General features: G+C 33.9%; 27 protein-coding genes. 19 read left to right on the forward strand and 8 right to left on the reverse strand.

All coding sequences use genetic code 11. From position 1 onward, the window contains the following. The first annotated feature begins 43 nt into the window (after window positions 1-43). The 3 genes from I6L50_RS15045 to I6L50_RS15055 all read left to right on the forward strand — a co-directional run bounded on the left by I6L50_RS15045 (window position 44) and on the right by I6L50_RS15055 (window position 3,443). Window positions 44-1,702, forward strand: coding sequence for a SpaA isopeptide-forming pilin-related protein (locus I6L50_RS15045; RefSeq protein WP_078204410.1), 1,659 nt, complete (start codon window positions 44-46; stop codon window positions 1,700-1,702). A 91-nt stretch (window positions 1,703-1,793) separates the two neighbouring features. Then, window positions 1,794-2,594 carry a class C sortase gene (locus I6L50_RS15050; protein WP_078204411.1) on the forward strand — a complete coding sequence of 267 codons (801 nt, stop codon included), beginning with the start codon at window positions 1,794-1,796 and terminating at the stop codon, window positions 2,592-2,594. Window positions 2,595-2,615: 21 nt separating this feature from the next. Then, the gene (locus I6L50_RS15055) at window positions 2,616-3,443 is read left to right on the forward strand and encodes a class C sortase (protein ID WP_219301930.1); all 828 of its coding nucleotides are present in this window, start codon (window positions 2,616-2,618) and stop codon (window positions 3,441-3,443) included. Window positions 3,444-3,498: 55 nt separating this feature from the next. Here the strand turns inward: I6L50_RS15055 and I6L50_RS15060 are convergent, their stop codons facing one another. Together I6L50_RS15060 and I6L50_RS15065 are read right to left on the reverse strand one after the other, a co-directional pair. Then, window positions 3,499-3,678: an H-type small acid-soluble spore protein gene (locus tag I6L50_RS15060; protein WP_001025736.1), complete on the reverse strand. Its 180-nt coding sequence runs from the start codon at window positions 3,676-3,678 to the stop codon at window positions 3,499-3,501. A gap of 66 nt (window positions 3,679-3,744) precedes the next feature. Then, window positions 3,745-4,959: a helix-turn-helix domain-containing protein gene (locus tag I6L50_RS15065; RefSeq protein WP_219301931.1), complete on the reverse strand. Its 1,215-nt coding sequence runs from the start codon at window positions 4,957-4,959 to the stop codon at window positions 3,745-3,747. A 118-nt stretch (window positions 4,960-5,077) separates the two neighbouring features. On the opposite strand from I6L50_RS15065, the gene I6L50_RS15070 reads away from it, so the two are divergent. Both I6L50_RS15070 and I6L50_RS15075 read left to right on the forward strand, forming a co-directional pair. Continuing rightward, window positions 5,078-6,346 carry an MFS transporter gene (locus tag I6L50_RS15070; protein ID WP_219301932.1) on the forward strand — a complete coding sequence of 423 codons (1,269 nt, stop codon included), beginning with the start codon at window positions 5,078-5,080 and terminating at the stop codon, window positions 6,344-6,346. Window positions 6,347-6,455: 109 nt separating this feature from the next. Further along, complete coding sequence (locus I6L50_RS15075; RefSeq protein ID WP_061688915.1) at window positions 6,456-6,980, forward strand: outer membrane protein assembly factor BamD; 525 nt, start codon at window positions 6,456-6,458, stop codon at window positions 6,978-6,980. Window positions 6,981-7,020: 40 nt separating this feature from the next. Here the strand turns inward: I6L50_RS15075 and I6L50_RS15080 are convergent, their stop codons facing one another. After that, on the reverse strand, window positions 7,021-7,914 hold the full coding sequence (locus I6L50_RS15080) for a LysR family transcriptional regulator (RefSeq protein ID WP_002086428.1): 894 nt from the start codon (window positions 7,912-7,914) through the stop codon (window positions 7,021-7,023). A 161-nt stretch (window positions 7,915-8,075) separates the two neighbouring features. Between I6L50_RS15080 and I6L50_RS15085 the strand changes: the two genes are divergently transcribed. Genes I6L50_RS15085 through I6L50_RS15105 form a run of 5 tightly spaced genes read left to right on the forward strand, consistent with a single transcriptional unit; the run spans window position 8,076 to window position 13,867 of the window. Next, a complete protein-coding gene (locus tag I6L50_RS15085; RefSeq protein WP_219301933.1) occupies window positions 8,076-9,068 on the forward strand; it encodes an ABC transporter ATP-binding protein in 993 nt (330 codons plus the stop codon). Beyond that, window positions 9,046-10,071, forward strand: a complete 1,026-nt coding sequence (locus tag I6L50_RS15090) for an ABC transporter substrate-binding protein (RefSeq protein ID WP_219301934.1) — start codon at window positions 9,046-9,048, stop codon at window positions 10,069-10,071. Before I6L50_RS15085 ends, I6L50_RS15090 begins: the two co-directional genes overlap by 23 nt. 12 nt (window positions 10,072-10,083) lie before the next feature. Continuing rightward, on the forward strand, window positions 10,084-11,754 hold the full coding sequence (locus tag I6L50_RS15095) for an ABC transporter permease (protein WP_002031009.1): 1,671 nt from the start codon (window positions 10,084-10,086) through the stop codon (window positions 11,752-11,754). Next, on the forward strand, window positions 11,751-13,013 hold the full coding sequence (locus I6L50_RS15100; protein ID WP_219301935.1) for an MBL fold metallo-hydrolase: 1,263 nt from the start codon (window positions 11,751-11,753) through the stop codon (window positions 13,011-13,013). Before I6L50_RS15095 ends, I6L50_RS15100 begins: the two co-directional genes overlap by 4 nt. A 20-nt stretch (window positions 13,014-13,033) precedes the next feature. Continuing rightward, window positions 13,034-13,867: a hypothetical protein gene (locus tag I6L50_RS15105; protein ID WP_219301936.1), complete on the forward strand. Its 834-nt coding sequence runs from the start codon at window positions 13,034-13,036 to the stop codon at window positions 13,865-13,867. 53 nt (window positions 13,868-13,920) lie between these two features. Here I6L50_RS15105 and I6L50_RS15110 read toward each other — a convergent pair whose 3' ends face one another. Continuing rightward, window positions 13,921-14,343: a YfmQ family protein gene (locus I6L50_RS15110; RefSeq protein WP_002011948.1), complete on the reverse strand. Its 423-nt coding sequence runs from the start codon at window positions 14,341-14,343 to the stop codon at window positions 13,921-13,923. A gap of 131 nt (window positions 14,344-14,474) precedes the next feature. Between I6L50_RS15110 and I6L50_RS15115 the strand changes: the two genes are divergently transcribed. The 6 genes from I6L50_RS15115 (at window position 14,475) to I6L50_RS15140 (ending at window position 17,967) form a co-directional block, all read left to right on the forward strand. Beyond that, complete coding sequence (locus I6L50_RS15115; protein WP_080118797.1) at window positions 14,475-14,591, forward strand: multidrug transporter MatE; 117 nt, start codon at window positions 14,475-14,477, stop codon at window positions 14,589-14,591. A gap of 65 nt (window positions 14,592-14,656) precedes the next feature. Continuing rightward, window positions 14,657-14,818 (forward strand): hypothetical protein, encoded by a 162-nt coding sequence (locus I6L50_RS15120; RefSeq protein WP_000109008.1) that lies wholly within the window; start codon window positions 14,657-14,659, stop codon window positions 14,816-14,818. Window positions 14,819-14,980: 162 nt separating this feature from the next. Continuing rightward, window positions 14,981-15,616: a cupin domain-containing protein gene (locus I6L50_RS15125; RefSeq protein ID WP_219301937.1), complete on the forward strand. Its 636-nt coding sequence runs from the start codon at window positions 14,981-14,983 to the stop codon at window positions 15,614-15,616. A gap of 100 nt (window positions 15,617-15,716) precedes the next feature. After that, window positions 15,717-16,808, forward strand: coding sequence for a serine hydrolase (locus I6L50_RS15130; RefSeq protein ID WP_219301938.1), 1,092 nt, complete (start codon window positions 15,717-15,719; stop codon window positions 16,806-16,808). Between the two features lie 122 nt (window positions 16,809-16,930). Further along, complete coding sequence (locus I6L50_RS15135) at window positions 16,931-17,506, forward strand: histidine phosphatase family protein (protein ID WP_201032893.1); 576 nt, start codon at window positions 16,931-16,933, stop codon at window positions 17,504-17,506. A gap of 89 nt (window positions 17,507-17,595) precedes the next feature. Continuing rightward, window positions 17,596-17,967, forward strand: a complete 372-nt coding sequence (locus tag I6L50_RS15140; protein ID WP_000461762.1) for a hypothetical protein — start codon at window positions 17,596-17,598, stop codon at window positions 17,965-17,967. A gap of 39 nt (window positions 17,968-18,006) precedes the next feature. Here I6L50_RS15140 and I6L50_RS15145 read toward each other — a convergent pair whose 3' ends face one another. From I6L50_RS15145 to I6L50_RS15155, 3 genes are read right to left on the reverse strand one after another with little or no spacing between them, the layout of a single operon-like run. Further along, window positions 18,007-18,927 (reverse strand): alpha/beta fold hydrolase, encoded by a 921-nt coding sequence (locus tag I6L50_RS15145; protein WP_219301939.1) that lies wholly within the window; start codon window positions 18,925-18,927, stop codon window positions 18,007-18,009. Next, complete coding sequence (locus tag I6L50_RS15150; protein ID WP_113938054.1) at window positions 18,879-19,208, reverse strand: DUF3147 family protein; 330 nt, start codon at window positions 19,206-19,208, stop codon at window positions 18,879-18,881. Before I6L50_RS15150 ends, I6L50_RS15145 begins: the two co-directional genes overlap by 49 nt. Beyond that, entirely contained in the window at window positions 19,192-19,602 is a 411-nt protein-coding gene (locus I6L50_RS15155; RefSeq protein WP_219301940.1) for a MarR family winged helix-turn-helix transcriptional regulator, read from the reverse strand. Before I6L50_RS15155 ends, I6L50_RS15150 begins: the two co-directional genes overlap by 17 nt. A gap of 124 nt (window positions 19,603-19,726) precedes the next feature. Here I6L50_RS15155 and I6L50_RS15160 point away from each other — a divergent pair, with 124 nt between their 5' ends. Further along, complete coding sequence (locus tag I6L50_RS15160; protein WP_002012083.1) at window positions 19,727-20,554, forward strand: PP2C family serine/threonine-protein phosphatase; 828 nt, start codon at window positions 19,727-19,729, stop codon at window positions 20,552-20,554. Window positions 20,555-20,600: 46 nt separating this feature from the next. Here I6L50_RS15160 and asnB read toward each other — a convergent pair whose 3' ends face one another. Continuing rightward, on the reverse strand, window positions 20,601-22,424 hold the full coding sequence (gene asnB, locus I6L50_RS15165) for an asparagine synthase (glutamine-hydrolyzing) (protein ID WP_219301941.1): 1,824 nt from the start codon (window positions 22,422-22,424) through the stop codon (window positions 20,601-20,603). A gap of 269 nt (window positions 22,425-22,693) precedes the next feature. Here asnB and I6L50_RS15170 point away from each other — a divergent pair, with 269 nt between their 5' ends. Beyond that, complete coding sequence (locus tag I6L50_RS15170; RefSeq protein ID WP_002086408.1) at window positions 22,694-23,260, forward strand: sigma-70 family RNA polymerase sigma factor; 567 nt, start codon at window positions 22,694-22,696, stop codon at window positions 23,258-23,260. Further along, window positions 23,257-24,363, forward strand: coding sequence for a DUF4179 domain-containing protein (locus I6L50_RS15175; protein WP_219301942.1), 1,107 nt, complete (start codon window positions 23,257-23,259; stop codon window positions 24,361-24,363). Before I6L50_RS15170 ends, I6L50_RS15175 begins: the two co-directional genes overlap by 4 nt. The last annotated feature ends 31 nt before the right edge of the window (window positions 24,364-24,394 follow it).

A 24,394-nucleotide genomic window follows, 5' to 3' on the forward strand; every position in this document is an offset into this window, starting at 1 on the left:
GTAGTTTGCAAAAATGGTATACACAATAGGGGAGTGGAATTTGATGAAAAAGATTTTTAGCACATTTTTAATATGTATTTTAGCTTTTTCGACATTAATGAATATGACGGTTAGTGCTGAATCAAAAAATACAGGTACTTTAACGATTCATAAGTATGAGCAAGGTAAGGATGCGAAGCCTGGTGTAGAGGGCAATGGCAAAGAAGGACAAAGTGTTCCAGAGGGGGCAAAGCCTTTAAAGGATGTAACATTTGAAATTAAACGTATTGCATCATTTGAACAAACTTCTGATGGAAAAGTAGTAAAAGAAAATATTAGTAAAGTAACGGATAGCGTTATTACAAAAGTGACAGACGCAAATGGAATGGCAGTCTTTAATAATCTTCCATTAGGACGTTATGAAGTAAAAGCTGTTAAAGGTCCAGACCATATTGAATTAGATAAGAGTACTTTTATTGTTGATATTCCAATGACAAGTGCAGACGGTAAAGATTTAAACTACGATGTTCATATTTATCCAAAGAATGAAACGAAACGTGGTTCAGTAGAATTAATAAAAAAAGGTGAAGGGGACAGTGTGTTACCAGGTGCGGAATTCCATTTATTCAAAAAAAATGAAGATGGCACAAACACACAAGTAAAAACACCACTTCCACTAGTAACAGGATTAGAGGGTAAAATTAGTGTAGATTCTTTAGAGTATGGAAACTATTATTTTATAGAGGAAAAGGCTCCAAAAGGTTATTTAACAAGTAAAGAAGAATATCCTTTTGCTATTAAAGAAACTGGTAAACTAGTTAAGTTAGAAAAAGATGTAAAGAACTATAAAGAGCCTACAATTGAAAAAACGATTAACGACAGTTCAAAGAACGCGGGAATAAATCGTGAAACAGAGTATACGTATGATATTAAAACATTGCTTCCTGAGGATATTCAAACGTATCAAAATTATGTTGTAACCGATGTTTTAGATGATCGTTTAGAGGTTGTTGGAACACCAATTGTAATGATTGATGGTAAAAAAGTTGATGAGAGTATTGTAAATGTAATTGTTGCTGGACAAAAGGTTATTGCTTCAGTGGAAGATTTTTCGAAAGTAACAGGGAAAGAATTACACTTGCAAATTACTGCGAAAATTAAAGGTGATGTTCAATCTGGAGTGGAAATTCCGAACAAAGCAGTACTTGATTTTGTAAACAAAGATGATGTTTCATCAGAAAAAGATGGAAAACCATCAAACGAAGTAGTGGTTACACCAACAATGGGAAATATAAAAATCGAAAAAATTGATGGTAAGAATAAGTCTCTGAAATTAGAAGGTGCAAGATTCGAATTACGAGATAAAAAGGGAAATATTGTAGTAGTAAACAAAAAGAAGATGGATGATATCACTGATGCAGATGGTATTATTACATGGAATGAAATCCCGTACGGTGAATACCAAATTGTTGAAACAGAAGCACCAAAGTATAAAGATGAAGACGGTGCAGTAGAGCAATATCAAAAATTAAGAGATCCGATTGAGATTAAGATTGATGAAAAACATCAAAAAATAGAGCTACAAGTAGAGAACAATAAAAGCGGCTGGATTATCCCACAAACAGGTGGTATAGGAACAGTTTTATTCACAGTAGTTGGTTTGTTATTAATGGTGACAGCGGCGTTTATTTTCTTTAGAAAGAAACCTGTGAAGAATTCTTAATTAATATTTTTATAATAATTGAGTTTGGAAAAGAGGAAAGGCATATTGCTTTCCTCTTTTCCACATTTTATCCGTAGCGAAAGAGGCTGTTATGAAAAAAAATATTATTTTTGGAAGTATATTTTTGCTAGGTTTAAGTATATTTTTATATCCGATTGCAAGTAATTGGTTTGCAACGAGAACGCACTATTCGGAAGTAAGTACGTACGATGAAGCAGTAAGTAATTTACAAAAAGAAGAAATTGAACGTAAGGAGAAAGAAGCACGGGAATATAATGAAAAAGTTCAAAGTACGATGCAAACATTTTCGGACCCATTTCATGAAAATAGTGATGAGAACAAAAGTTCGCATATAGATATGTTAAATATCGGTGATGTTATGGGATATGTAGAAATTCCAAAAATTGATGTGAATCTTCCTATTTATCAAGGGACGACTGAAGACGTACTAACCCGCGGAGTTGGACAACTGAACGAATCTTCATTACCAGTAGGGGGAGAAAATACGCATACAGTTTTAACGGGGCATCGTGGTTTACCTTCAGCACTAATGTTTACTCATTTAGATAAAGTTGAAAAGGACGATATATTTTATATTCATTCATTAGATAAAGTACTTGCCTATCAGGTAGATCAAATAAAAGTTGTATTACCAAATGAAACAGGAGATTTATTAGTTGTACAAAGAGAAGATTATGCAACATTAATTACATGTACCCCTTATGGAGTGAACACGCACAGGTTACTAGTGAGAGGACACCGGGTTCCATATGATGCTGGGGCAAAAGAAATGATTACAAAACCTTTCATTTTAGAAGATTGGATGATCGTTTTTCCTATTGTTATTATTTGTATCGTCCTTCTAATGATTTATTTAAAAAAAGGAAAATAGTATGTATTGAGTGGTGAGTGTGTGAGAAGGGGATTTATAAGTTTATTATTGTTCCTCGTAGGGCTTTCATTATTTATATACCCAACGGTTGCTAATTATATAAACAATTATGTATATAAAACAAGAGTAATAAGTTATGAGAAAATGGTTGCTAATTTAAAAGTAGAAGATGTTAATGAGAAATTTCGTAGGATGGAAGCATATAATAGCTTATTAGGTAGAACTACTTTTAAAATGAATGATCCATTTGTTCATGATATAAAAGTAAATAACAAACAGTTAGATTTTATAAATAAAGATGAAGTATTTGGTACAATTACAATTCCGAAAATAGATGAAGAGTTACCATTATACTTAGGAGCAAGTCAAGATAACTTGAGTAAAGGAGTCGGACAAATTGAAGGGACTTCTTTACCAATCGGTGGACAAGATACGCACGCTGTATTAGCAGGACATCGTGGATATCACGGCGCAACGATGTTTCGCCACCTGGATCGATTAGCTGATGGCGACACATTTTATGTCAGTGTACTAGGGAAACAACTTGTTTATAAAGTAATTGGGCGTGAGATAATTAATCCAAATCAAGTTGATAAATTGAGTGTAATAAAAGGACAAGATAGAGTTACATTACTTACATGTGAACCATATACATCTAGTAAATATCGATTGTTAGTATATGGAGAGCGAGTAGAAACAGACCAAAATGAAATTGAACGACAAAACAAAAGTATAGTAGAAGTTAGGAGTCATGAAACAAGAGATTTATTTGAGAAACTGGCTTTTGGCATAGTAGGTCTAATTTTAATTTGTATTGGGCTGTATGGTTTACTAAAAAGGAAAAACTAGTGATGAAATATATAATAAAAGAAAATGCCACTTCAAAAAAAAGAAGTGGCATTTTTTATATTTCCTCTAAGCTATTAACTGGAACAGTTAATTCGCGTTTTGGATTTGTTACTTCATATATGCGGGCGGTTTCGTTGCTTTCATCGACGTGTTGAATCATAACAGGCATGCCTTGAAAACTGACATTGGCTTCTTCAGATGACTCGGAAAGCTCTTTTGCGCGTTGTATATTCATTTATATTCCTCCCATCATTATTATCTTTGCAAAAAAGGAGGAATAATATACCATTTCGAGACGTTTTTAAAGTTTTTGTATTATTTGTAATGTTTCTTTAATAAAAGAAGAAAAGATGGAATCCGGGTAGGATTGTATCTTTTGAGCGGCTTCTGTAGCTTCCTCCAGAGCCCTTTTTTTATCGTTAAGTTTTACATAACAAAGGGCACGATATGCACCTGCTGTTGTAAGCCACGCTTGATCAAGTGGATGGTTCATATAATCCGGCATGATACCACGTTGCAATGCTTGTAAAGCTTCCTCGTAACGTTTCAATCCGTATAAAGCTTTTCCTTTTTCAAGATAATACAATCCGTCGTCTTGAAAAAGTGGCTCACCTTTTAGTTTCTCTCGAAATTGTTCTAGATGTTTTAATGCGATTGTATATTCATTAGTAATCGTGTTGTAGTAGTAAGCTTTTAAAATATCAATAATCGCAATGGATAGAGTATCTTCTGTAAAAATGGCAAATTGCTCAGATTTTTTTATGTAATATAAATATTGTTCTTTATCAGCTGTAATGACTTTTTGGTAAGATAAAATCCGATAAAATTCGTCTGTTTTAAAATATACTTGATGCTTTTTTGAAAACTCGAGTGCCTCTAATATCGTTTTTTCACATGTTTCATAATCGCCGCATGCTAGTAAAATGATGGCTTCATATAAACATAACTCGATATGTATAATGAGATCCATTTCTAAATGTTTCTCCTCATAATCATTTCTAATACTAGCTATAAGTTGTAAACATTCACCATACTTTTTACGTGTGAATATCGTAAAGGATAATTTTAATTTTGTTTCCGTACTGTCCCGGTATAACGTATATTTTTCAAAAATAGAAGTAGCCTTTTCAACGTAATATTCAATGTTGTAATCTTTCATAATCGCCGCAGCTGTTACAAATTGTTTATATAAACGAGCGGTATTTAAAGTAGAAGGTAGCTCTTTTTGAACGATAGGTAGTAAAGTCTCATATACTTCATCACATTTATTTGCCTTTATTAGTTGTTCCATTTGTTGAATGATTTCTACAATTTCTACATCATCTTCTTCTAGTAAAAAACTCGTTTCGCATCCAAGTTTTTCAGCGATGTATTGTAATGTTTTCATGGAAGGTGTAGCTTTTCCATTTTCAATTTGACTTAACATACTTTTTGTCAGTTCTGAACCTGCTAATTCAGTTTGAGTAAGCTTTTTTTCTTTTCGTAACGTTTTAATTTTCTCGCCGAGAGTAGCCATATAATTGCTCCTTTATAACTGAAAAGTTAAATATAATTAAACTTTTTGTTGTAAAAATTGGAAAGATGATTATATAATAAGTTTAACACAGTTTAACTTTTAAGGGGAGAGTGTCATAATGGGGGATGTAAGTATAGTTCCAAATGATTGGAAAATGAAGATTGCAACGAGAAATATTATTTTAATGATGATTGGAAAAATGACGTCCTTGTTAGGGGCGGGTATTTATACGTTTGCAATGGGGTTATACGTATTAAAGACAACTGGTTCAGGAATGGGGTTTGCAACTACTCTTATTTGCGGATCAATACCAAGAATGATCTGTGGCCCAATTGCAGGTGCTGTAGCTGACCGTGTGAACCGAAGATGGCTTGTAATTGGCACTGATTTATTAAGTAGCTTAACAATGCTTATCATGTTTATTCTTGCTACTATATTTGGACCATCACTTCTGTTTATTTATGTATCAGCGGCATTATTATCAATTTGTGCAAGTTTTTATTCTGTAGCATTAACTTCGTCTATTCCTAATTTAGTAGATGAGGAGCGTATTCAAAAAGCGAGTGCTTTAAATCAGACGGCATCATCTTTATCGAATATTTTAGCGCCGATTATTGGAGGAGTTGTATTTGGTTTCTTTTCAATCAAAACATTTTTCCTGTTAAATAGTATTACATTCTTTTTAGCAGTTATTGTACAATTATTCATCGTATTTGATTTATATAAAAAAGAATTGGCCGAAAGTAAAGAGCATTTCTTGACGAGTATAAAAGAAGGTTTTTCATATGTAAAACGACAGCATGAAATATATGGTTTAATGAAAATTGCAGTAGGGGTAAACTTTTTTGCGAGTGCACTTTTCGTTTCGCTTCCATATATTATTATTAAAAATTTGCATTTATCCTCGAAGCAACTCGGTGTTGTAGAGGGAATGTTAGCAGTCGGGATGCTAATTGGTGCAATTGTTTTATCAGTACGTAAAGAAGTGAATAATCCGTTTCGCTCTGTTTATATTGGACTGTTTTTATTTGCGGGCTTGAGTTTATGCACAGTCTTTCCATTGTTAGTTATCATTCCGCAAGTAGCAAGTTTTATTTACTATATCACTTTTATGATTTTAACTGGTATATCAATGATGGTTGTAAATATCCCGATGCAAGTACATATGCAAAAGACGACAGATCCAAACTATTTAGGACGTGTATTCGGTCTACTTGAAACAATTTCTACTGCAATCGCACCGCTTGGAATGATTGTATATGGATTATTATTAGATATGTTGCCAACTAGCATTGTTATGATGACATTAGGTGGAGGATTATTGTTAGTTGTATTAGTTGGAGTAAAGCAGCATATGGCGAAAAAACAAGTGGATGTATCGGTTTAAAAGAAAATTTTAACAATATAAAAATGACCATATTAGTATTTTAGTTTTTGAAACTATTTTTCATGTATGTTACAGTAAAGTAAGCAGGCAAAGAAAAGGAGAAAACATCATGAGAAAATTAAGTTTTGTAATGCTTTTTCTGTTAGTCGTAATGGCTGGATGTAGTAATTATGACACGTATATTGAAACAGGTATGCAATCATTGAAAAATGAAAAATATAGTGATGCGATTATGTGGTTTGAAAAAGCGGAAAAAGAGAAATCAGGGAATGAAGCAAAGGCATATAAAGAAGTCGCTCAGTTACTAGATCGTGGTGCGACAGCATTAAAAGACGGTAAGTATTTAGAAACGAAAGATATTGCAAATGAAGTGTTACAAAAGAAAAAAGATGATGCACTTGAAAAAGCTGTGACATCAAATGCAGAGAATATGCTTCAAAAAGCAAAAGATGTGGAAGAGAAAGTAAATGAAAGAGTAGCGAAACGAAAAAAGGTAAATGAAGAAGGAATCGATAAATTAATTAAAGCTGTTGATAGTATAGATGATGTAAAAGAAAAAGAGAAAAAAGTTTCAGAAGCATTAGATAAGGCTGAAGAGGCACAAGCGAAAATTGAGGATAAGAAAAATAAATAGAGTTATAGTTTAAAAGGCTGTCGTGTATAACGACAGCCTTTTAATTTTTTTCTGCAAAAGAAGTAATGCTATGTAGTAAAAAAGAAATTATTTTAGAATTCCATCTGTCCTCATGATGAATGGTATAAATATTACGCTGAAATTCAAAATCAGGGATCGGTATATAGCATAGCTCATTTCGTTGTACTTCTTGCTCAATAGCAAGTTTTGAAATAAAGGCAACCCCATTACCATATTTTAAAATTTGTTTCATCGTTTCTAATGAATCTAGTTCAATTTCTGATTGGAATGTAATGTTATGTTCTAACGTCCATTGTGTAAGTAAATCTCTCGTTGTAGATGGATTACGATGCAATAATATACGTTCTTTTTCGATATCTTGTAATGATACATTTGTTCTTTTAGAAAGATGATGTTCTTTGGAAAAGGCAAGAACAAGTGTATCAGGCATTACATTCATTTGTTTTAGAAGTGGTTCGTCAAACGGTGCCGCAGAAATTACCCCGAGATCAATTTCATGATTTTGTAGCATCGTTCGAATTTCAGGAGCTGTTTTTACTATGAGTGTTATTTTTATATTTGGAAATTCGCATTGAAATTGGTGAACAACTTCTGGTAAAAGATAAGTCGCTGGTACATAACTAGCACCAATTGTTATAGCGCCTTTATTAAAATCTTTAAACTCTTGTGTGACCCGCCTAGCTTCTTTCATAAGTGCATCTATTTTACAAGCATAATGATGCAACGCCTCACCAGCTTCTGTTAAGAAATACCTTCCAGAACGTAATTCAAATAAAGGCACACCAAGTTCCTCTTCTAAGCTTTTTATATGAAACGTAATAGTAGGTTGTTTAACACCAAGTTTTTCTGCAACAATAGTAAGCTTTTTGTATTTCTTAATAAGCACTACAATTTCTAATTTTAAGAGATTCATGATAAGTTGGCCCCTTTTTCTTCTAACTATAGAAAAAATCTATAGAAATAAATAGTTTATTAGAGATTTTTTAATTTAATCTTTACAGTACATTAACATTCAGTATAAAACTTCCAGATAGAATGAAAGCAGGTTAAGAATGAGGGGAGAGAGGTGAAACGATGGATATTAAAATTCATGGATTAGAAAAGGCATTTGGGAAAACACAGGCGTTAAAGCCGTTACAGATTGTAATGAAAAAAGGGGAATTCACCACACTTTTAGGACCTTCAGGATGCGGGAAAACGACTTTACTTAGAATGATTGCAGGGCTTGAGGAACCGGATAAAGGTGAAATATATTTTGGAGATAAGTGCATGTATTCTTCTGCTAAAAAGATAAAAACATCTCCTCATGAACGGAATATCGGCATGGTATTTCAAGATTTTGCTTTATGGCCGCATATGACTGTATTTGAAAATGTTGCATTTGGTTTAAGGGCTACAAAGCAAACGAATCAATTAAGAGAAAAGGTAGAAAATGCGATAAAGCGAGTTCGTTTGCAAGGTATGGAGAAAAGATATCCACATGAACTCTCAGGTGGACAGCAGCAACGTGTCGCATTTGCTAGAGCAATTGTAACGAAACCTCATTTTATTTTGTTCGATGAACCGTTAAGTGCACTCGATGCAATTTTGCGAGAAGAAATGCGATTAGAACTTATGGACATCGTTCATTCAATTGGTTTAACGGCATTGTATGTAACACATGATCAAACAGAAGCTATGTCAATGTCAGACCAAATTATTGTCATGAAGCAGGGTGAAGTATTACAAAAAGGAACACCAGAAGACATTTATGTGAAACCGTCTCATGAATTTGTTGCAAAATTTATTGGTAAGGCAAATTGGCTTGTAGAGGGGAAAAAAATGATTCGTCCAGAGCATGTGAGCTGGACAAAAAATGACTTGTGCGAAATGTATACAGGTGAAGTTCAGCACGTTACATATGTAGGAGAACGTTATGAAGTGAAAGTAAACATGGGGACACTCGGTGTATGGACAGCTTATCACAATAGTAAGCTAAGCGTTGGTAAACCGGTATCGTTATATGTACCAAAAAAATGTATTCATCATATAGGGGGAGAATCGTATGAAGAAATTCAGTTCGCTTAAGTCTTTATTTGTATGTACTTTACTATTTTCTGCTGTAGTAACAGGTTGTAGCTCAAAGACAGGCAGTGTAGATGCAAAAACTAAAAACGCTAATGAAAAGAAAATCGTTGTATATAGTGCAGGACCAAAAGGATTAGCAGAAAAAATTCAAAAGGACTTTGAAAAGAAAACAGGGATAAAAGTAGAAATGTTTCAAGGAACAACAGGTAAGATTTTAGCAAGAATGGAGGCTGAAAAGAAAAATCCAGTCGTTGACGTTGTCGTACTTGCTTCTTTACCAGCGATGGAAGGATTAAAAAAAGATGGGCAAACGTTAGCTTATAAAGAAGCAAAACAAGCTGATAAGCTTCGTTCTGAATGGTCGGATGATAAAGGACATTATTTTGGATATAGTGCTTCAGCATTAGGAATTGTGTATAACACAAAAAATGTGAAGACAGCACCTGAAGATTGGAGCGATATAACGAAAGGAGAATGGAAAGGGAAAGTGAATCTTCCAGATCCAGCACTTTCAGGTTCAGCTTTAGACTTTGTAACAGGATATGTGAAAAAGAATGGACAAGATGGATGGAATTTATTTGAACAGCTTAAGAAAAATGAAGTTACAGTAGCTGGGGCAAACCAAGAAGCGTTAGACCCAGTTGTAACAGGTGCGAAAGATATGGTAATCGCAGGTGTTGACTACATGACGTACAGTGCAAAAGCAAAGGGTGAACCGGTTGATATCGTATATCCAAAAAGCGGAACAGTCATTAGTCCACGTGCAGCAGGCATTATGAAGGATAGTAAAAATGTAGAAGGTGCAAAAGAGTTTATTGATTATTTATTATCAGATGATGTGCAAAAACAAGTTTCTAAAGCGTATTTGTTGCCAGGTAGAAAAGATATAAAAGCTGAAAATAGACCGAATGTAGAAGAGATTCCAGTATTAAATATTGATTGGAAAACAGTTGAGAAAGAACAAGATGAAATAGCAAAACAATTTAAGAAAGTATTTCAATAAGATGGTGATTACATGGTAAATCGATTCGTATCAGTAAGACAAGTTGGAATGACAGTAGCGTTGTTACTTGTGGCGATGTTAATCGTCATTCCGCTTTTTCTCATTTTATTTTCTAGTGTATATGAAAATAGCAGTTGGAATTTTTTAAAGCCTTTTGAAGTCATGCAGAGTGGTGGATTAGCTGGGATTTTTCTAAATTCGATGCTTCTAGGTGTACTCGTTGTAATAGGAGCTACAATATTTGCGTTTCCATTGGCGTTCATTATGAGCAAAACAGATGTAGGAAAGTATAGTAAGTTAGATATTGTTTTTATGATCCCATTTATGACCCCGCCCTATATCGGATCGATGGGCTGGATTTTGTTCATGCAACCTAACGGTTATTTTGAACAATTTTTTCCGGCTTTAAAGCCGATTTCATCATCGTTTTTTAGTTTAGGCGGTATGGTTTTAATTATGAGTCTGCATTTATTCCCATTCCTTTACTTCATGTTGAAAAACACGTTACTTCAGATTGGGAGTAGTAAAGAAGAAGCTGCAGCAGTTCATGGTGGAAGTTTTTTCTATCGTTTAAGAAAAATAATACTACCGTTATTGTTATCAAGTTATGTAATGGGTGCTTTACTCATTTTCGTAAAGACGATTGCTGAATTTGGAACACCAGCTACATTCGGACGTAGAATAGGATTCCATGTGTTAACATCTGAGATTCATAAATTTATCTCTAGTTGGCCGATTGATTTTGGCAGTGCCACAGCATTATCTTCTTTATTACTTAGTGCGTGTATGCTCATTTGGTATATGCAAAATGTATTGAATCGAAAGTATACATATGCAATGGTTAGTGGAAAAGGTGTGAAATCTAAAAGGTATACTTTGTCTATATTTGCGCGCGTTATAGCATGGGTTTATGTAATTGGCTTACTAATAGTAGCAATTGGAATCCCATACTTTTCTATACTTATTGCTTCTTTGTCGAAGTTAAGAGGCGGTGGCTTACATTTTAATAACTTTACAACAAGCCATTATGAAGCATTATTTACAATTGGTTCTCCGGGATTAGAAGCTTTATGGAACAGTTTTCTTTTTTCACTCGTAACGGCGATTGTTGCTGTAATTATTGGCGTATTTTTGGCGCTTATGATTCGAAAGGGGAAAAAGTCCTCTGAAAAATGGCTTGATATGTGCGGCATGTTACCGAATATGGTACCAGGAATAGTGATGGTTGTAGGGCTTATTTTATTTTGGAATTCACCCTATATGCCTATGTCAATTTACAATACACCAGTCATGGTTATCGTAACGTATGTTGTTCTCTTTTTACCTTATACGGTGCAGTATGTAAAAGCATCGCTCGGACAAATTGATGATTCTCTTGTACAGGCAGGAAGTATTTTTTCCGGGAATTATATTTATATTTTTAGAAAAATAATATTGCCGCTTATTATTCCAGGAATTCTTGCTGGATGGGCGATGACATTTACGATTTCGATAAGAGAGTTAGTAGCATCGCTTCTCGTACTACCTCCATCAGTAGAAACGTCAGCAACGTTTATTTTTGCTCAATTTGAACAAGGAGAAGTATCTATAGGAATGGCAATGGCTGTTGTTTCTGTTGGGCTTACAACAATGTGCTTATTACTTCTGCAACATATGGAGCAAAAACGAAAAGGGGTAGCATGATGAGGATGGAAGTATGGGGAGGAGCGGGAGAATACGGTCGTTCCTGCTATTTTGTAAAAAATAAAGAGACAAAAATAGTATTTGATTGTGGTATTAATCGATCATATGAGGATAGTTATCCTAAAATAGAAAGAGAAGTTGTTCCATTTTTGGATGCAGTATTTTTATCACATATTCATGAAGACCATACGATGGGTTTACCTTTATTGACGAAGTATGGATATAAGAAAAAAATTTGGACGACTCGTTATACGAAGGAGCAACTTCCAGCTTATTTTGAAAAATGGGGAAACTACAATCTTTCAAAAGGGTGGAATTTACCTTATAACGATCAAAATATTAAAGATTTAAATTATGTATGTATTGATGAGATTAGTAATCCAAATGAATGGATACAGATTACACCAACGTTGAGGTTTCAATGGGGGTATAGTGGGCATGTATTAGGAGCTGTTTGGTTTTTAGTGGATATGTGTAATACATACGTATTTTATTCTGGTGATTATTCAGCAGAATCTAATATACTACGAGCTAATTTACCTGAAAATTTGCGAAGCGATATAAAAATTGCAATTGTAGATGCCGCTTATCACACTGATGATGTTTCGCAAAATGAACGAGTGGACGAATTATGTGCAGAAATTGAACGAGTTGCGCACAATAAAGGAATAGCATTACTACCACTACCTCCACTTGGTAGGGCGCAAGATATAGTATTGTATTTATATGAACGATATAAAGAGTTTCCGCTTATAGTAGATAAAGAAATTTTGGTTGGTTTTGAAGAAATGTTCATATATAAAGATTGGCTAAAAAATAATGAAAAACTTGAACGAGTTGTGGAGAGTTTAAAAAGAAACATAATAGTTATGGATAATGACATTTGTATGCAAAATAGTTACGGAATAGTTGTAATGAGTGATGCGAATATGCAAACGAAACGAGCACAGTTGTATTATGAACAGCTTCGGCATGAAGAACGAAATTCTATTATCTTTACTGGACATATTGCTAAAGGAAGTTTTGCAGACAAAGTTTTGAAAGAACGTGCAGGTAAAGAATGTAGGGTGAAGCGAGTTCCATATAAAGTTCACCAAAGTATAAGAGATGTGAAAGAGATGTTAAATACATTATTACCAGAACATACGGTGTTAGTACACGCTTTGAAAGAGGATACGGATCGATTGCTGGAAAAGCTTAGCATAGCAGGATATGAAAATGTGTATTCACTTGCAATGGAACGTATAGAAGTAATTTAAAATGTAAAGGAGATCGGTATATGAAAAAAGTATTTGTATTCGTAAGTATTTTCTTTTGTTGTTTCCTTTATAACGTTAAGGAAGGGTTTGCCGCCAGTCCAATGAAACCTAGTTTTGAAGTGAAGTTATTATTAAAGCCAGAACAAGTATTAGGTTATAACAAAGAGATGAAGCAAGAGGTACTAGAACATTTCCAGGCTGGTACAAATTATGAAAGAATACAAGTGCAATTTTTAGATACAGCGAATAAAAGTTTAAGTAATGAAGGTTGGTTTGCAAGGATTCGAAAGAAAGAATTTAGTAAAGATTTTGAGCTAACATATAAAAAGAGATACCCGATTCAAAATGTTATGATTCAAGATGCATTAGAAGTAGCTAAGAAGGATGGATTTGATAGTAAAACTGATAACTATGAGGCAGAAATAGATTGGGGATTTGAGAAGAAAACATTAAGTATTTCAAATAAGAAAAGTTACAGTGCTAAAGGATATGGGGTACTTGATTTACCAAATGAACAAGCTGCTCAAAATATGTTAATAGAAAAGTTACCAGGGAAAATGAACAAATGGCTGTATACGAATTGGGGAGAAGAGATGCTCAAGGATTCTCACATTTACGGTCCTGTATTAATGAAACGGTATACAGGTGAATTTGAAAATATAAAAACGAATATTGAAATTTGGCCATTAAGTAATACCGGGAAGATAGAAGATGACTTCGTAATAGAAGTGTCGTTTAAAACAACTGAGGAAAGTATCGCGACAAAACAAAGAGAATTATTAATGGCGAGTATAGAGAAAAAAGGATGGTTGTTACCGAAAGATAGTTTGAAGACGGAGCTTATTTTTCAGTAAATAGGAAAGAAGGAATCCATGTGCCATGGATTCCTTCTTCTAATATATGAGTATTAAGCTAAATCAGCTGACACGAACATATCATTATTTTGAAGGTTTTTAGAGCGTAAACTATAAGCAACTACCTTCTTTTTATGTTGTTTTACTACATCAACATGCTCTTCATGACTATAAATATAAAATGTAAAATCTTTTTTGCCACGTTTTGCATTGATAATTAAAGGAGTGCCTTCATTGTGTGGTGGTGCATAATAGCGATCTAAAAATAATCCTTCGTTAAAATCATGAATAATTTTGGATTTCTTTTCGCCTTCTAAGTTATTTCCATTGATTGTAACAGTCACATTCTCTTCTTCAAGTTGTGGATGTGTTTCGTACTTGCTAATAATGGATTCAATAGCAGAGTTAGGAAGGCTAGAAACAATAATTTTAAATGCTCCAAATACAACTAACATTACAATAAACCAAGTCGTCATAGTATTTCATCCCCTTTATCCCACAGTAACGGTCCGTAAAATCCTGGTTGGTGCGGGCTAATAATCAGTGTGGGATATATCCCCCGTACTGACTAAAATTTCACTTTATCCTATTTAACAATATAACTCATGTGGCAATAGTACATATGGTGAAGTTTTGTATAATTTGTGAAAAATATTCCATTTTTACGAACGAAATATTAGAAAAATCAATTTTGTTACAAAAAGTTGAAATCGAAGTATTTTAAAAGAAAAAGGTTTATAATAAAAATATAACTAATAACAACATTACTAATTATAAGGAAGTGTAACTATGAGTACTGTAACAATCGTATATGGTATTATTCTTTCTACAATTATTGTTTTATTTATTGTCGGGGTATCGCGTTATATTCATAAGTGGAAAGAAGGAGTTGCGAAATTAAATCACATTGAAGAAGAACTTAGTGATTTAATGTTACATCATGGTAAGTAAAAAGTTTATTTTTTAACTAAATAATGTGAAAAAAATCACAAAACATGCTCTCATCATGAAGGCATGTTTTTTTGTTATGTGAATGATTAGGCACATACATACATTTTTTCCATACGATACAGTGTGCAGATGGAAATGTTCGGAGTGGAAAAGAGGGATAAAATGAGTAGTTCAGGTTATGTTCCAGGTAATAAAAATTTAAAGAAAAGCTCAGGAACTCCAAACCTTTTCTTTGATTCGAGAAAAAATGTCTTTTTTAAAAGAGATGAGAAAAACGTTGCATATGAAGTTACCTCAACGCAGTTACCTGCGATGATAGGAGGGGCGTTTGTTGATTTATTTATGACGAAAGGGCATATGCGGGAACCACATTGGCATCCGAATGCGTGGGAATTAGATGTTGTTGTATCAGGAGAAGCAGTTACATCCATTTTAAATCCCGAAACGAATCAATTGCAAAATTATCATGTGAAAGCGGGGCAAACGGTCTTTATTCCAATGGGATGGTGGCATTGGATTACAGCGGTAACAGAAGAAGTACAATTACATTTGTTTTTCAATAACGATCAGTTTGAAACAGCAGAAGGATCAGACATACTTAGATTAACACCGCCAGAAGTATTTCAAGCTGCATACGGTGTAAGTGCAGAAAAATTAGGAAAGGACCTTTCGCCAATTAAGGAGTCGGTTGTAATTGGTCCTACTAACTCAAATCGACTAAATAGCGTTAAAGAAAGTGACGACTCAAATATAATCGTTACGTTAAATGGACAAATAACATCATGTGAAATAGAGTAACTCTTTCTTTTTTTAGGAAGAGTTACTCTGTTTTGTATAATTTTGTATTTTTATTCGTTATAATTATTATATAGAAGGGAATTTATAGAGGGGGCATATTGTGAACATATTAAAGATTATAGGAATTGTTGCAGGAGTCATTATAGTAGCCGTTATAGCTTTCTTTGCATTTATGAAATATTATTTGTCAAAAGAAGATCCTCATTACGTATTAAAGTACATAAAAGAACATAAAGATGATGAAACATGTTCATTACTTATTAGAAAAAACGGTGAAGTAGTAACATCTATAAATGAAAATAAAAAATTGCCATTAGCGAGTACGGCAAAAATCGTCATAGCAGTTGAATTTGCTAAGCAAGTGTCAGAAGGAAAAATAAGTCGAGATGAACAAATTTCATTGCAGGAGTTAGAAAAATATTACGTTAAAAACACTGATGGTGGAGCGCATCCTGACTGGTTAGAAGATTCAAAAGTGAGAGAGTTAGTGCAAAATGGACAGATTGCTTTAGAAGAAGTGGCTAAAGGGATGATTCATTATAGTTCTAATGCGAATACAACATATTTGCTAGATAAGCTTGGAATAGAAAGAGTAAATGATAGTTTAAAAGAGTTAGAACTTACTAGTCATGACAAGTTCTCTTCGTATACTGCTTCACTATATATGAGAGGGTATGTAGAAAAAGAGCTTAATGAGCCAGAAAATCAATCGTTAGAAATGATACGTAACATGTCTAATGATGAATATAATAAACACGTGTTACAAATACATGAATGGATGAAAGATGAAAGTGAATGGAAGAAACGTGATATACCATTAAAAATAGATATGGAATTCCAGCGTATTTGGTCAGATCGATTAGTGAGTGCAAATGCTAAAGATTATCTGAGTTTAATGGAAAAGATAAATAGTAGAAATTATTTTCCAAAATCAATGCAAGATGAAATTGATAATGTTTTTAAAGGAACAGTTGAAAATAGTAAGTTGGAATATGCTGGTCAAAAAGGTGGTTCTACCGCATTCGTATTGACAAAAAGTTTGTATACTACAGATAAGAAAGGGAATAAGGTAGAAGTTGTAATTATGTTTAACGATATAGAAGATCAAGTTGCATATCAAAAGCTGAGAAATAATATAGATTATTTTATTCAAGATGCTATAACAGATGAAGAGTTTAGTAGGGAATTATAATGAAATAATTTTATTATGTAAACAAGGGCGTTTTTTAGAAAGCGTCCTTTTTCTTTTTATAATACAGGATTTCTTATTTGCTTCATTGAATGTAGATTGAAACTAAGAAAGGAAGTTGAATAATGACTACAGTATATTTCGTTCGCCACGCTCACTCTACATATACAAAGGAAGAAAGGGAACGTCCCTTATCTGAAGAAGGAGAGATTGATGCAGGTAATGTAACAAGTTTGTTAAAGGATAAAAAAATTGATGTTGTTATTTCTAGCCCGTATAAAAGGGCGATTCAAACCGTGCAAGGAATTGCGAATACATATAATTTATCAATACAACTGGAAGAAGATTTACGGGAAAGGTTATTAAGTAAAGAGCCAGTAACAGATTTTAACGATGCTATTCAGAAGGTATGGGAAGACTGGACTTTTGCATACGAAGGCGGAGAATCAAATGATGTAGCGCAAAGACGCGCTGTAATATGTATGCAAAGTATATTAAAAAAATATAAAGGTAAGAATATTGTAATAGGTACTCATGGGAATATTATGGTATTACTAATGAATTATTTTGATTCGAAATATGGTTTTCAGTTTTGGAAAACCCTTCATATGCCTGATGTGTATAAATTAACTTTTGATAATAATTGTTTCAGTTCTGCTGAAAGAATACAGTCTACAGATTATCAGATAAATAATTTGTAAAAGTTTATCAAAAAAAGAGGAAAGGGAGAAGGTATTGTAGAAGTATGACTTTGTAACATAAAAAATATTGGTTAAAGGAGGCTGTTTACATGTTTGAGAAAGAGAAAGAAGGGCTTATTGAAGTTCACAACGTATATGAAATCGCACCAGCAGATGGAGCAATTATAGGTATGGCAACGGAAGAAGAAATGGAGATTGCTGCTGAACTAGAGTTACAGTACTATGCCCATTCTCGTTTATTAGAAGCAAATATTCAGTTAGACGGTTCCTCCTATAAAGAGTTACTTCAGGAGTTCCAGGAGTACGAAAGAAAATCAATGAACTTTTGGAGAGCAATACATAAACGTTTAGCTGTGCCATGGGCATGGGTACTACGTATTGATGTTGCGAACGGTCCTATATATGTAAGCAATGGGAGTTCGTATTATGAAGAAGTCGATGATGAAGAAGACTATGAATAGATAAGTAAGGAAGCAGCTTTAGTTGCTTCCTTTTTTTATTTACAATAAGTGAATGGCTTCAATGATAGCATCTGGACGATCGTTTTCTATCCCATGACTAGCATGTTCAGCCAAAATGTATTGGCTGTTTATTGAGAGATTTAATTGTTCACGAATAAGTTCTTGCCACATATCTTCAAGTTGTGTAGCTTCTTCTTTTGGCATACCACCCTCAATTAATTGAGCAATAGAATATTGAGGCTCTCTACCGATAACAATTAATGGTATTTCTAATGTTTTATGTTGTTTTTTTATTGAGCGAGCACAATTTTTCCACTCGGACAGTTCAGAAGCTGTCGCTTTATATAATGAAGGAGAGGTAGAAAATTTGATATGCTGTTTTGTTGTATTGACGAGCATAGATTTTAGTTCATTATAAAGTGCGTCTGCATCCATGTTGGAGTAAGTATGATATTTTTGTAGCCACATATCATCAGAATCAGTTTGATCAGAAACTGGTAAATGAAGCTCATCTAATCGGTGTAAGTTCATGGAAGTAGAATCAACTAAAAGAAGTGCTTGCAGCCTATCTTCATGTAACATTGCAAAATGTTGTGCACATAACCCTCCATAGGAATGGCCGATTAGAATGATTGGCTCGTGAATATGGAGTTTGTTTAGTAACATATGTAGTTCCTTTGTAACTTGCCTTGCTGTACGTGGAGTATTTCCTAGCGCACTTTTTCCGTAACCTGGGCGATGGTATGAAACAACTGTAAAGTATTGTGAAAGCTCTTCTATAATAGGGAGCCAATCATAAAATGAGCAAGTCATTCCTGTTTGAATGACTACAGTTTGTTTACTGTTACCTCTTATATATACTTCTACAGTTTGTCCAAATATCTCTACTGATCTATTAATAGTAATTCCCCCTAAGCTTGAAATATTTTTTGGCAAGTAAAGACGATACACCAGGCACATATGCCGAAGAGTATAGATGTACTAAGTGAAAAGGAGTTCTTTAAACCGATATAAACAATAAATAATAGTAGTGCAGATGCAGGAAATCCATATAATACGCCTAAAGCGAATTGACTTAATTCTTGTTTACTCCCACCTTCGAAAGAAATCCAAAATAAACTAAGTAAACTAATAAGAGGAAGGGCTGCGATAAAGCCACCAAGCGTACTAAAATATTTGGCAAATTCGGTTACAGCCCCAATAATGAGGGCGGAGACGATGACCTTAACGAGGAAATGCATATTTTGCCTCCTTAGCTAATAACGAAAAGGCTTTTTCAATTAATTGTTGTTCTTCTTTTGATAACTGTGATTCTAATATTTTTATCTTTTCTTTATCTAGTAAAGTATGCTTTTCTAATACTTCAATGCCTTCTTTCGTTAAAGTAAGGTTTACAACTCTTTCATCGTGCTTGTTTCTTTCTTTTATAATAAATCCTTTTTGAATAAGACGCTTTACGTGTTCAGATGATGTGTTATGAGAGAGACTAAGCTCAGTAGCAACTTTTCCAATTGTTATATCTTTCTCACGAGAAACGATTTGTAAAATACGAATAGCTTGGTGAGAAAGGTTGTCTTCATATTCATATCGTAAGTGATAATAAATACTTTCCCAATGTTGATTAATGTTTTTCATAATGATAAATCCTCCTATTTTTATATCGTATAGTAAGATATATTCGTTGATTAAGAAATAAAATCCTTTTATTTTCATTAAAAATGTTGAAAAAGTTTATTTTTATTGAAATATAAGGTAATCTATGTGTAAAGGTATACATTTAGCAAGAGAGAGGATGATAGCTGTGAATACATTTAAATGGATTAGTCATGAAAAGATGTATGTAGATCAAATACATGTTGAAAAATGTGGTCCTCTTTCAGTCGGCGTATATGGAGGAAATCAAGAGAGTGATGCATATGAAAGAGGAGATGCAGTGCTAGCTTGGTGGGATCCGAAATTAGAATTTGAATTTGTTATGATTTTTGATACACATCATAAAACGAAAAATATACATTATATAATAGAAGCGATTTCAGAAAGAGAAGAAAAACTAAAAGAGTTATTTTCATACCCAATCCATTTAGCTTTTCATCATACACATATGTATTTATTAGCGTTATTTACAGATGAGCTCTTTATCGAGAAATGTGACCAAGATGATGAGGAACTTGCATGTTTAATTTGTTTACGAAAAGGCGAGTTCTTATATTGGCTATCAGTTGGTGATTGCTTCGCGTACTTATTCCATTCAGAGCAAACGAAAAATGGAAAAGGTAGGCTAAATAAGCGTAAGAACTATGAGTATATAGGAAGAAAAAATGTTTTTGCAGCGAATACACCTTGTTTTACATCAGGGGTAAGGGGATTAGAAAAAGGTCAGAATCACATTGTAATGGCAACGGATGGTATTTTAGAGTGTGATAAACTAAAGTTTGATGATGATCAATCTTTAGTAGAAATATTACACGACGGATCTTGTTTACAGATTGAGCCTGTATTAACAAATGTACTTCAGTGGAAAGGTAGAGATTGTGCCACTATTATTGGATGGTCCATCGATACTGAAAATAGACAATGTGCCAATTAATAAATGAAAGAGAGTTCAAGGTTTTTTGTCCTTGAACTCTTTTTTGTTAAGCAATATGAATATGATACGTTTTTAACCATTCATTTACTTGTAGCATATACTCCATAGCACTTCTTGCTTCAAAATTGGTAATCTCTTTGTTACTTTGATCAGCAATTGCAAGTAATATGGAATGGTTAATGAGTGAGAAAACAGGATTGTTTTTATTGCTGCACATATCAAGCGTTAAATTGCGGATTGTTTGTAAATAGTGTGGATCCTGTGAAGTAGGGTAAGCGCTTTTTCTTCTATTTCGCACATCATCAGGTAAAGCCGGTTTCAGCGCTCTACGTAAAATTCCCTTTTCGATATTATCAATACTTTTAATATTGAAAGGAACATTCCATAAATATTCAACTAGTCTATAATCGCAAAACGGTACACGAACTTCAAACCCGACAGCCATACTCATACGGTCTTTACGGTCGAGTAAGAACGGAAGGAATCGTGTTAAAAATAAATAAAACATTTGACGTTGTTTCGCGGATTTTTTACTTTCACCTTCAAGAGTAGGTACTTCAAGAGCAGCTTCATGGAATCGTTTATTAATATACTGCTCAGGATTACATTGAGTTGTTACGTCGTTTAATAATAAAGAAGATGTGTTTTTCCAGTTTGTTAACCACGGAAACTTATCTACATATAATAGTTCTTCTTGATGAAACCAAGGATATCCCCCGAATACTTCATCAGCAGATTCTCCAGATAAAGCTACGGTTGCATCTTTTTTCATCTCGCAAAATAGTAAATAAAGTGAAGTTTCCATTTCGCCAGCACTGGGTAAATCTTTCGCGTGAAGGGGAACGAATAAGTGATTTGCTAACTCTTCAGCATTCACAATAATGTCATGATGCGATGTCCCTACATGTTCAGAAACGCGTTTTACCCAAGGAGCATCTAAACCAGTACGAGCAAATGTCAGCTCGAAATCTTTGGCGCTATTTACAAAGTCAACGGAATACGTATGAAGTGTTTTATTTTCCGCTGCAAATTCTTTCCCCGCTAGTGCAGTAATACCGCTAGAATCTAATCCTCCTGATAACATACAGACGAGGGGAACATCGGCAATTAATTGTCTTTTTACTGTATCTTGTAAGATAGATAGAATATGAGAAGATGTGTCTTGGATAGAGTCTGTATGGATCTTACTTTCTAAATTCCAATACTTCTTAACTACTTTTTTATCACGTGTGAATGTTATAGAATGTCCAGCACGAACTTCTTGAATATGTTTAAAGACGCCACATCCTGGAGTTCGAAATAAGCCTAATCCAAATATTTCATTTATTCCATCCGCATCAATTTCAGCGGGAACAGATGGATGAGCTAATAACGCTTTTATTTCAGATCCGAAAATAATACTGTCATTTCTTTCCGTATAAAAGAGTGGCTTTACGCCTAAATGATCACGTGCTAAAAACAGTTGTTGCTTCTGATCATCCCATAAGGCGAAAGCGAAAATTCCGTTTAAATGTTGTACGCAGTCTTCTTTCCATTCTAAATAAGCATGTAGTAACACTTCTGTATCTGAATGAGTTTCAAATGCATGCCCACATTTTTGAAGCTGTTCTCTCAGCTCACGAAAATTATAAATTTCTCCATTATAAGTAAGAGCATACGTATAATCACCGGCACGGAATGTTTTTGGCTGCGTCCCGCCTTCTGGGTCAATAACAATTAAACGTCGGTGTGCAAAAGCCGCATGAGGTGAAAACCAAAATCCTTCAGCATCAGGACCGCGATGCTGAATACTATTCGCCATCTTTTCTAAAATAACATGTTCATTTGAAAGATCTTTCTTCCAATCTACCCAACCTGTAATTCCACACATACAAATCTCATCTCCTAATTTAAAATTATAAAAGTAGATTAATTAAATGAAATGTACACTAGGTTAAAGAGTGTCTGCATAAATAGTGTACTACACTAATTGAATTACAGACTTGAGAAAATTTTCTTCAAGCTTATATTTATATGAGACAATGGCTAAGGAAAAGTATTCCATTACATACAAAAAATAAAAAAAGATGAGAGAAAAAAATTTCCAAAACGTTATATAGGGTGTAAAAGCTTTTACAAAAAAATAAGGGGAATCGCTACATGAAATCAAATGAGAAAAATTTTATAAAAAGATTACAGCGGCAAAAAGAAGATGCGCTAGAATTTGTTGTCGATACATACTTACCACTCATAAAAGGAATTACGCACAAAGTACTTCTTCCAGTTCAAAATGATGGATTGATAGAGGAATGTGTAAATGATATATTTCTTTCCATTTGGAATAACGCAAATAAGTTTCATGGAGAGCCGAGTGATTTTAAAAAATGGATTGCAGCGATTGCAAAGTTTAAGGCGATTGATTATTACCGGAAAGCGACTAGAACAGTAGAAATTATTTCAGATGAGTTTCATATTAGTACAGAAAAATCGGCAGAAGATGAATTAATCGTTATGGAAGATAGGGAAGAGTTATTGAAGCTTATTAATCAATTAGAACCGTTAGATCAAAAGGTGTTCGTTATGAAATATCTCCTCGGCATGAAGACAGAGGAAATCGGGGACAAATTAGGGTTAACCAGGGCAGCGATAGATAATCGTGTGTACCGGGGAAAAAAGAAACTACAACAAAATGCTACGAATATTAGTTTTGGAGGTAGTGCAATATGAAAGACATTTATGAACTATTAAATGACATTGATATAGAGGAAAAAGAACTTGAGGAAATTGAGGCTTCTGAAATTGAAAAAGAAAAAGTAAAACGCAATGTAAAACAATCGATACGTACGAAGAAAAAGATGAAAAGTTGGAAAAAGGGTGTCGCTGCTGCATCTATTTTAGTAGGGTTATCAGTTGCAACGCTTGGTATTGGGTTCCCTACATATGCCGGGGGATTGCCAATTGTAGGTGACATATTCCGATTTTTAGATAATGGTAGAACAGGGGTACATGAAAATTATAAAGAGTTTTCGACTGAATTGAATATGACGAAAGAGAGTAATGGGGTTAAAGTTACAATTAATGATGCTGTGTTCGATGGTAGAACAATTACAATCACATATTCTATTGAAAGCGAAAAAGATTTAGGAGAGAAACCGTTCCCATTTGGAAGTCCGCAAGTGATGGGCTTTAATGGTGGAGGAGGTAGTTCGGACGTGACAAAAGTTGGAGAGGGAAAATATGTAGGTATGACTACGATGAGTGGTCATGGTAGTGAAAGGTTAGATGTTGCAAATGTTTGGTGGGATATAGAGGCAATAAATATGTATGAGGAAAAGAAATCTATAAAAGGGAATTGGAATTTTGCCCTTACTGTTAAGGGAATGGATAGTAAAGAAATTAAGCTTCAAGGAATTTCTGAAAAAGAAGGAATAAAAGTAAACATAGATAAAATGGAAGTAACCCCGATGTCCTTTATCGTTTTTTACAATCAGGAAGAATCTAAGGCATTACGAAGTATATGGGATAGCGCTGATGTGGAATTAGAAATAAAAGATGATTTAGGAAATAAATATGCAGGTGAAGGAAATGGCGGAACTAGTACAGTAGCAGAGCCACATAAAAGTAGTTGGAGTGCTACATTCCAAAAGCTGAACGAAAATGCAACAAAGCTTATCGTTACACCTCGTGTGCACTTGCGAGTTCATACACCTGAAAATCATGGTGGAGTGGAGTATGTGAATGGGAAAGAGAAGAAAATTGAAGTGCCGAAAAAAGAAGCGAAGAGTAAAGATATTGTTCTAGATGATATCGTAATTGATTTAAAGAAATAAAAGAGAGACTGCCTAAAAACATTAGGCAGTC

It is taken from the genome of Bacillus sp. FDAARGOS_1420 (assembly GCF_019344915.1).
Classification (GTDB): domain Bacteria; phylum Bacillota; class Bacilli; order Bacillales; family Bacillaceae_G; genus Bacillus_A; species Bacillus_A mycoides.

Coding starts and splice junctions, on each gene's coding strand:
- I6L50_RS15080 (WP_002086428.1), bottom strand. CDS start 7,914: ATGAATCTCTTAAAATTAGAAATTGTAGTGCTTATTAAGAAATACAAA.
- I6L50_RS15175 (WP_219301942.1), top strand. CDS start 23,257: ATGAAAGACATTTATGAACTATTAAATGACATTGATATAGAGGAAAAA.
- I6L50_RS15150 (WP_113938054.1), bottom strand. CDS start 19,208: ATGCATTTCCTCGTTAAGGTCATCGTCTCCGCCCTCATTATTGGGGCT.
- I6L50_RS15120 (WP_000109008.1), top strand. CDS start 14,657: ATGAGTACTGTAACAATCGTATATGGTATTATTCTTTCTACAATTATT.
- I6L50_RS15050 (WP_078204411.1), top strand. CDS start 1,794: ATGAAAAAAAATATTATTTTTGGAAGTATATTTTTGCTAGGTTTAAGT.
- I6L50_RS15065 (WP_219301931.1), bottom strand. CDS start 4,959: ATGGCTACTCTCGGCGAGAAAATTAAAACGTTACGAAAAGAAAAAAAG.
- I6L50_RS15160 (WP_002012083.1), top strand. CDS start 19,727: ATGTGTAAAGGTATACATTTAGCAAGAGAGAGGATGATAGCTGTGAAT.
- I6L50_RS15070 (WP_219301932.1), top strand. CDS start 5,078: ATGGGGGATGTAAGTATAGTTCCAAATGATTGGAAAATGAAGATTGCA.
- I6L50_RS15125 (WP_219301937.1), top strand. CDS start 14,981: ATGAGTAGTTCAGGTTATGTTCCAGGTAATAAAAATTTAAAGAAAAGC.
- I6L50_RS15145 (WP_219301939.1), bottom strand. CDS start 18,927: ATGTGCCTGGTGTATCGTCTTTACTTGCCAAAAAATATTTCAAGCTTA.
- I6L50_RS15155 (WP_219301940.1), bottom strand. CDS start 19,602: ATGAAAAACATTAATCAACATTGGGAAAGTATTTATTATCACTTACGA.
- I6L50_RS15095 (WP_002031009.1), top strand. CDS start 10,084: ATGGTAAATCGATTCGTATCAGTAAGACAAGTTGGAATGACAGTAGCG.
- I6L50_RS15045 (WP_078204410.1), top strand. CDS start 44: ATGAAAAAGATTTTTAGCACATTTTTAATATGTATTTTAGCTTTTTCG.
- I6L50_RS15170 (WP_002086408.1), top strand. CDS start 22,694: ATGAAATCAAATGAGAAAAATTTTATAAAAAGATTACAGCGGCAAAAA.
- I6L50_RS15140 (WP_000461762.1), top strand. CDS start 17,596: ATGTTTGAGAAAGAGAAAGAAGGGCTTATTGAAGTTCACAACGTATAT.
- I6L50_RS15090 (WP_219301934.1), top strand. CDS start 9,046: ATGAAGAAATTCAGTTCGCTTAAGTCTTTATTTGTATGTACTTTACTA.
- I6L50_RS15060 (WP_001025736.1), bottom strand. CDS start 3,678: ATGAATATACAACGCGCAAAAGAGCTTTCCGAGTCATCTGAAGAAGCC.
- I6L50_RS15110 (WP_002011948.1), bottom strand. CDS start 14,343: ATGACGACTTGGTTTATTGTAATGTTAGTTGTATTTGGAGCATTTAAA.
- asnB (WP_219301941.1), bottom strand. CDS start 22,424: ATGTGTGGAATTACAGGTTGGGTAGATTGGAAGAAAGATCTTTCAAAT.
- I6L50_RS15135 (WP_201032893.1), top strand. CDS start 16,931: ATGACTACAGTATATTTCGTTCGCCACGCTCACTCTACATATACAAAG.
- I6L50_RS15075 (WP_061688915.1), top strand. CDS start 6,456: ATGAGAAAATTAAGTTTTGTAATGCTTTTTCTGTTAGTCGTAATGGCT.
- I6L50_RS15085 (WP_219301933.1), top strand. CDS start 8,076: ATGGATATTAAAATTCATGGATTAGAAAAGGCATTTGGGAAAACACAG.
- I6L50_RS15105 (WP_219301936.1), top strand. CDS start 13,034: ATGAAAAAAGTATTTGTATTCGTAAGTATTTTCTTTTGTTGTTTCCTT.
- I6L50_RS15100 (WP_219301935.1), top strand. CDS start 11,751: ATGATGAGGATGGAAGTATGGGGAGGAGCGGGAGAATACGGTCGTTCC.